Source organism: Gemella sp. (assembly GCF_057272915.1).
The window spans coordinates 23,968-31,069 of sequence record NZ_DBHIUF010000019.1 but is presented as its reverse complement, the minus strand read 5'-3'; the positions used below and the strand labels follow the sequence as shown (position 1 = coordinate 31,069).

Sequence of the window (7,102 nt, the reverse complement as noted above, 5' to 3'; positions counted from 1 at the left end):
TTGGGCTTACGCCCTGTGAGACTAGAACGTTGCCAGGCAACAGTGAGAGCCTTCCAAAAGGAAGGTTCTTTTTTTATGTTTGAAATAAGTAAAGTAGATATTATAAGAAGATTTAAAAGATTACTATAATCTCTCTTGTTTTGCCTAACTACAAGTTAAGTACACTGATATAAGTTGTAGAAAAAACTACCCAACACTTTACTGTTGAGTAGTTTTTATTATTATTTTTTTGTTCTATGAATATATGGTTTTCTTTCTGCCGGTTTAATCTCACCCATAATAGAATAAATGTTATTATCTGTAGCTAACAAGGCGTGGCCACAAGGTGCTTCAAAAGGAATTTCTCCTAATTGGTACCAGTGGTTTTCATTCAAGTTATAGACTAATTCTTTTTTATTCCATCTGTAGTCACTTACAGGACGTCTGAAGTATGCGTCACGATATTTTGCATGATTTTCACCTTGTAATGTTGTTAAGTTGAATACTGCATCTTTCCAAACATCTTTATTGAAACCACCGATTACTAGAAGTTCATGGTCGTTTAATGGAGCCCAATCAGCACCTAGAAGGGATACTTCTTCATTATCGATAACTACATCAGCAAGTTGAGTCCATTCTTTTGTTTCTAAGTTAATTTTATATCCATCACTGTATGTTTCAGTAGCTCCACCACCGAACACATAAAGTTCATTATTATATATATAGCTTATTGCTTGATTACGTAATTTCCCAGGAAATTCTGAAAATACTTCGAATTTCTTAGTTGCTAAATCATATGCATATAGTTCATTGTTATTTGATCCATTAATAGATCCGATACCGAAGTATAGTTTATTGTCGTGAACTTTTGCAATAACATTTTCTACAGTAAGTGGAAGAGTGTCGATTACTTCAACTTTTAATTTATTATCAACTACTGTGAATGCTAAAAGGTCTGATGATGTTTCAGTTTTATTCGCAATGTAGTATAAAGTATTGTTATGTACTGCACTTGGTCCATATGCTAAAGGATAGTCAAATTGAATTTGATCTAATAAAGCTATTCCATTAGATGTTTCTTCATATAGATATACATCTTTATGGTTTACTTTAACTCCTCCATCTACAGGAAGTCCTCCTGGGAAGTTAGCACCTCCACCAAAGATTAGTTTATTTCCTAAAACACCTTTAACTAATCCTGCTGTTCCTATATTCTTTTTGTAGCCTTTTTGAGCTGCTACAGTAGCTATATTTGTCCAATTTAGTTGTATACTCATAAAAAGTGTACCTCCCTATTATTGTTTAAAATCAAACGCTTACATTAATATTTTGTTTATAGTGGGAGGATTCGACTATAGATGACGTTTTAGTCGAATACCACTCCCACAAATTTTATTTTTTGAAGTCTGCCTCTTTATCCACTAGAACATATACACTAGGATGATTTTTTAGAACAGTACAAGGAATATTTTCTGTTATTTCATCACATTCTACTAAACTCTTAATAGCGTATTGTTTGGCTTCTCCGAATGCTAATAAGATTATATGTTTAGCTCGCATAATATCTTTTATTCCCATAGTTACAGCTTGTTTAGGTACTAAATTAATGTCGTTATTGAAAAATCTAGAGTTTGCCTCGATAGTTTCTTGTTTTAAATCAACGACATGAACTCCTTTTTCAAATGGTGTGCCAGGTTCATTAAATCCGATGTGACCGTTTGAGCCAACTCCAAGAATTTGTACATCAATGTCAGCACTATTTAATTGTTCTTGATAGTTTTTTAAAGCTGCATTTAAGTCGCTATTACCAGCATCAGGAATATGAGTATTTTCTTTTTTGATATCGATATGATCGAATAGATTAATTTTCATGAATTTATGATAACTTTCTGGATGATCATAGCTAATTCCTACATATTCATCTAAATTGTAAGATTTTACATTTTTATAGCTGAAATTTCCTGCTTTATAGTCTGCAATCATTTCTTCGTATAAAGCTATAGGTGATCCACCAGTAGCAAGACCTAGTGTTGAATTTTCATTAATCAAACTTTTTAAAATTGTGTATGCTTCTTTTGAAGCTTCTTTTTTAGAATTAAAAACTAAATATTTCATAGAATTACCCCTTACTTTTTAATCTTCTTTTTTATAAACTTCTTTACCACGCGCAAATGTTGTTAGTACTTCATAAGCAGGAGAGATAACTACGAAGTCAGCATCGTAGCCAACTTTAAGTTTTCCTTTTCTATCTCCGAAACCTAACATTTCCGCAGGGTTTTTTGTACATGAGTTAATTGCTGCATCGACAGGGACTAAAGCATCTTCTATTAAGACGCGTAGTCCATCAATAACTCTAAGTGTAGAACCAGCTAGACGTCCGTCATCACGGTGAGCACTACCATCTTCATATATTTCCATATTTTCTCCACCGAAGATATAAGAACCACGTCCACAACCTTTAGCGCAAAGTGAGTCGGTAATCATAATTCCATGGTCACGCCCTTTTGCTGTGAAGTATGTATTTAAAGCATCTGTAGTAGAGTGAATACCGTCGCAGATAATTTCCCCATATGCATCACGCGCACGTAGTGCAAATCCAACTTGACCTCCGTCACGGTGATGGAAACCAACCATTCCATTATAAACGTGAGTTTGAGAAGTAGCACCGTTAGCGAATGCTAGGTAACTTTCTTTATAGTTACAAGCAGAGTGTCCTAGACTTACACGAATTCCTTGGCTTACTAGATACTTAGTAAGTTTGTAGTCAATGTCTTTTTCACATGCGATAGTGATAAGTCTAATTAGGTTATTACTAGCTGCTTGGAATTTTTTAAATTGTTCAACACTAGGTGTTTGGATACAATTTTTAGGTTGAGCACCACGTTTTTCTACGTCAAGATAAGGTCCTTCGAAGTGAATTCCTAAAATTTCAGCTCCTTCATAGCCTTCTTCATAAACTTTTGCAACATTTGCTACAGCTTTTAGAAGAACTTCTTCAGTTTGTGTAATTGTTGTTGGTAAAAATGATGTTACTCCCTCAGAAACGATATTTTTAGTCCAGTTACGAAGCCCCTCTTCGTTAACATCATTTGTATCGTAACCATAAGCTCCATGAGTATGAACATCTATAAATCCTGGTAAAATACGATTAGATCCAAAATCATAATCTACTTTATCGAATGCATCATAGTCATAAACGGCAGTTATTTTTTTCTCTTCTACTTCTAAAATAAGAGGAAGAAATTGCCCGCTTGACCAAACTTTTTTACTTTTTATTAGCATAATAGCACCCCTTTTTATATAAAATTTTTATCTTTAAATTTAATGTGTTAAATCCTCGTTAAGTTAATTTTAACACTTTTTAAATGGGTTTGTAAAGTAGAAAAGTAAAAGTTTTCAAAATTAATTTAAACGTGTTTTTTAAATTTTAAGAAAATGAAAAAAGTTGAATAAATTCAGTGATATAATTTAAGGTGTTATGTTAACGAAAAAAGGTGAACAATTTTAAAATATTATGAAAAAACTTATTGTTTGAATCACTCGAGAATAAAAAATTATGTAAATTGATAATAAATTATAAAATAAGGGTTGCATCACAAAACATAAATTTTAAAAAGAGTATATTATAACTCATAGCTGCAGTGATTTATTGATATCTAAATTCGCTTTATAAAAGCTTTTTTGATATCTAATAAACTTTGCTGAAGTGATTCAACAAAATCTAGTTTCTTTGAAATCACGATTTTTGAGTCACTCCCACGTTTTTTTAATTATTAAAAAAACAAAAATAACGTCAACTTCTATATGATTATGCAAACTCATAATAAAGTAGAAAATTTTAGGGAAAAATTCCTTAACATGTACTGAGTATATAAATTTTTCTAAGAAAAATAATATATAAAGTAATGATAAAAATACAATATACTTACTATTGACTTTAGCTATAAGAGGAATATAATTATATGTAAGAATTATATTGATGATTTTATAGATATAGTATAATTTTAACTTATTTTACAAGAGGACAAAAATATGGATAAATCAAGATTAACCTTTCTTGGTGTAATAATAACAATAGGAATAATATTCGGAGATATAGGGACGTCGGTTTTATATGTTATGAAGTCATTTATTAACAATACTGATGCGACGATGAATGAAAAGCTGGTTTTAGGTTTTGTTAGTTTAATATTTTGGGTAATGACCTTACAGACAACAACAAAATATGTAATGATTGCACTAAAAGCGGACAACAAAGGTGAAGGAGGGGTATTCTCTCTTTTTGCTTTAATAAAAAATAAAACAAGACGTAGTGTAGCTCTTTTAGCGATGCTAGGAGGAGCGACTCTTCTTGCGGATGGAATAATAACACCAGCAATTACAGTTACATCTGCGGTTGAGGGTTTACATGATATAATTCCTTCTATAAATACTAACGATGTAATCGTCTTAGTGCTTATTATATTTGTGTTTATTTTTTCATTCCAACGTTTTGGAACCAAAAAAATAGGTTCGCTCTTTGGACCTATAATGAGTTTATGGTTCCTATCGTTACTGTTTTGGGGGATAAAGTCTATAAGTACTAGACCAGAAATATTAAAAGCAATAAATCCAAAGTATGCACTTCAGTTGCTAATCAACTATCCTGGTGTTTTTGTTCTATTAGGAGCGGTATTTTTATGCGTATCAGGTGCAGAGGATTTATATGTAGATTTAGGTCACTGCGGTAGAAAAAATGTCAGAATGGCGTGGTTTTCTGTAAAGGTGTGCTTACTTGCGAACTATTTCGGTCAGGCGGCGTATCTATTATCAACAAATTATAGCGCGATAAAAAATCCATTCTTTGCGATAGTGCCGGATAGTTTTATAGTTTTTCAGGTAGTACTTGCGACACTTGCTGCGGTAATAGCGAGTCAAAGTTTAATAACAGGATCATTTACGTTGATATCAGAGGCGATAAAGCTAAATCTCTTCCCGAAATTAATGATAAAGTACCCTACAGAATTAAAAGGGCAGGTCTATGTATCTGCGGTTAATATAATATTATTTATTTGTAGTAGCTGTGTAGTATTATTCTTCAGAACAAGTAGTAATATGGAAGCTGCATATGGATTAAGTATTAGTGTAACAATGTTTGTAACGACGTTGTTATTAAGTATATATTTATATAAAGTAAAAAACAAAAAAACTTTTGCGCTTATTTTCTTATTATTCTTTGGAATAGAAGAACTATTATTTCTATATGCAAATAGTTTGAAATTCGTAAATGGAGGATACATAACGGTAATCATCGCTTTATTAATATTCACAATCATGTTTATTTGGCATAAAGGAACAGAAATCAAAGAGCGTGAAAGCCAGTATCTAACGGTGAAAAATTATACAAAACAACTACTGCAATTAAGTATGGATAAAAATATCCCAAAATATGCGACAAACTTAGTATATTTAACAGGAGCAAAACAAGAAGAAGATGTTGATTACGCGGTGTTATATTCGATTTTAAATAAACAACCTAAAAGGGCTAATGTTTATTTCTTCGTCCATATAAATGTACTAGACGAACCTTATAGAAGAGAGTATAAGGTTACTAAATTTAGTGATAAAAAAATATTCAAAATTACCTTTAATCTAGGATTTAGAGAGAATCAAAGGGTTAATATGTTTATGCGTCAAGTAATAGGTGATTTATTAGAAGATAAAGAGTTAGAATTGCAACCAACTAAGTACAATTTAAGAGGAAAAGCTGAAACTGTAGGAGATTTTAGATTCGTCTTGATTGAGGAAGTATTAGGTAACAGCAATGGCTTATCTTCATTTGATAACTTCATTATGAGTTTAAGATTGAAGCTAAAAAAAATTACAGTAACCCCGGAAAAATGGTTTGGTTTAGATACGAGTGTTATAACTAAAGAAGCTGTACCTTTAAATGTAGTACAAACTAAAGCGAAAAAATTAATAAGAGTTCAATAAAAGAAAATCAGACTTAGAATAAGAAGGGAATGACTTGAAAATCGAGGAGTCGACCCAAAAGTCCTAAAATTTCAACAAAGTTCATATGAAAACTCATAGACGCAGTGGTTTATTGATATCTAAATTCGCTTTATAAAAGCTTTTTTGATATCTAATAAAGTTTTAGGGGATGACTCAACAAAATCTTGTTTCTCCGAAATCATGATTTTTGAGTCACTCCCAGTTTTGTCGAAGAATCCTTGCTTAGGAAAGGTCTGATTTTTATTTTTGATTTTACAGGTGTTCAACGGAGTTTTTTTTAGAAATTAGAAAAAGGAAAAGAGTATGGAAAATCCATACTCTTTAAGTTTTTTATACACTAATTAACTTAATTATTTAGAAAGTTTACGTCTAACTACAATACCTGCTAATGCGATTAAACTTAATCCTAATACAGCAGTGTTAGATGGGTTCATACCTGTGTTTGGTAATACTCTACCTTCTTTAGCTTCTGGTTTAGCTTTTGGAGTTTTTGTTCCAAAGTTGTTGCCATCTCCAGCAGGAGTATTTAATGTAGATAAGTCAAACTCAGGAACTTCGTTAACAGCTGCTAGGTTTTTATTTAGGATATCTAAAGCTTCAAGTAAATCGTTAAGGTGATTATTTAATCCTTCGATGTAATATGGTTCAGCACCGTTTTCTTCAGCATCTTTTATTTGTTCTTTAACTTTATCAATTTCTTTTAAGATTTTTTTGATTTCAGGATTGTTAGCACCGAATTCTGGAAGTTCTGGTTGAACTAATGCATCACCATTTTCTGATTCTCCTTTAGGTTCTAATCCTTTAAGAGCTTCTTCTAGTTCAGCTTCAGCTTTTTCTAATTCAGCTTTTTTCTCAGTAATAGCTTTCTCTAAACCTTCTTTAACGTAGTCTTCTACATTGTTTTCTTCAGCATCTTTTAAATCACTTTCAAGTCTAGCAACTTCTTTTTCTAAATCAGCTACTTTGTTTTGAAGAGCTTCGATTGCAGCATCTTCAGAAGGAGCTGGAGTTTCTTCTGAAGGTTTACTTGGAGCTGGAGTTTCTTCTGAAGGTTTACTTGGAGCTGGAGTTTCTTCAGCAGGTTTACTTGGAGCTGGAGTTTCTTCAGCAGGTTTACTTGGAGCCGGAG

5 protein-coding genes are annotated in these 7,102 nt (G+C 32.0%); 1 reads left to right on the top strand and 4 read right to left on the bottom strand.

The features are described 5' to 3' along the window. Positions 1 to 221 precede the first annotated feature (221 nt). From ACO6OL_RS07115 to nagA, 3 genes are all read right to left on the bottom strand, one after another. Positions 222 to 1,256 carry a cyclically-permuted mutarotase family protein gene (locus ACO6OL_RS07115; protein WP_485502651.1) on the bottom strand — a complete coding sequence of 345 codons (1,035 nt, stop codon included), beginning with the start codon at positions 1,254 to 1,256 and terminating at the stop codon, positions 222 to 224. 115 nt (positions 1,257 to 1,371) lie between these two features. Continuing rightward, a complete protein-coding gene (gene nagB, locus ACO6OL_RS07110; RefSeq protein ID WP_485502650.1) occupies positions 1,372 to 2,094 on the bottom strand; it encodes a glucosamine-6-phosphate deaminase in 723 nt (240 codons plus the stop codon). A gap of 18 nt (positions 2,095 to 2,112) precedes the next feature. Beyond that, positions 2,113 to 3,261 carry an N-acetylglucosamine-6-phosphate deacetylase gene (gene nagA / locus ACO6OL_RS07105; RefSeq protein ID WP_314160338.1) on the bottom strand — a complete coding sequence of 383 codons (1,149 nt, stop codon included), beginning with the start codon at positions 3,259 to 3,261 and terminating at the stop codon, positions 2,113 to 2,115. A gap of 750 nt (positions 3,262 to 4,011) precedes the next feature. On the opposite strand from nagA, the gene ACO6OL_RS07100 reads away from it, so the two are divergent. Continuing rightward, on the top strand, positions 4,012 to 5,952 hold the full coding sequence (locus tag ACO6OL_RS07100; protein ID WP_314160339.1) for a KUP/HAK/KT family potassium transporter: 1,941 nt from the start codon (positions 4,012 to 4,014) through the stop codon (positions 5,950 to 5,952). Positions 5,953 to 6,323: 371 nt separating this feature from the next. Here ACO6OL_RS07100 and ACO6OL_RS07095 read toward each other — a convergent pair. After that, positions 6,324 to 7,102: LPXTG cell wall anchor domain-containing protein (locus ACO6OL_RS07095; protein WP_485502649.1), on the bottom strand; the 779-nt coding region annotated here is incomplete at its 5' end.

Bases quoted from the DNA above. Each gene is read 5' to 3' on its own strand.
- ACO6OL_RS07115 (WP_485502651.1), bottom strand. From the start codon at position 1,256: ATGAGTATACAACTAAATTGGACAAATATAGCTACTGTAGCAGCTCAA.
- nagB (WP_485502650.1), bottom strand. From the start codon at position 2,094: ATGAAATATTTAGTTTTTAATTCTAAAAAAGAAGCTTCAAAAGAAGCA.
- nagA (WP_314160338.1), bottom strand. From the start codon at position 3,261: ATGCTAATAAAAAGTAAAAAAGTTTGGTCAAGCGGGCAATTTCTTCCT.
- ACO6OL_RS07100 (WP_314160339.1), top strand. From the start codon at position 4,012: ATGGATAAATCAAGATTAACCTTTCTTGGTGTAATAATAACAATAGGA.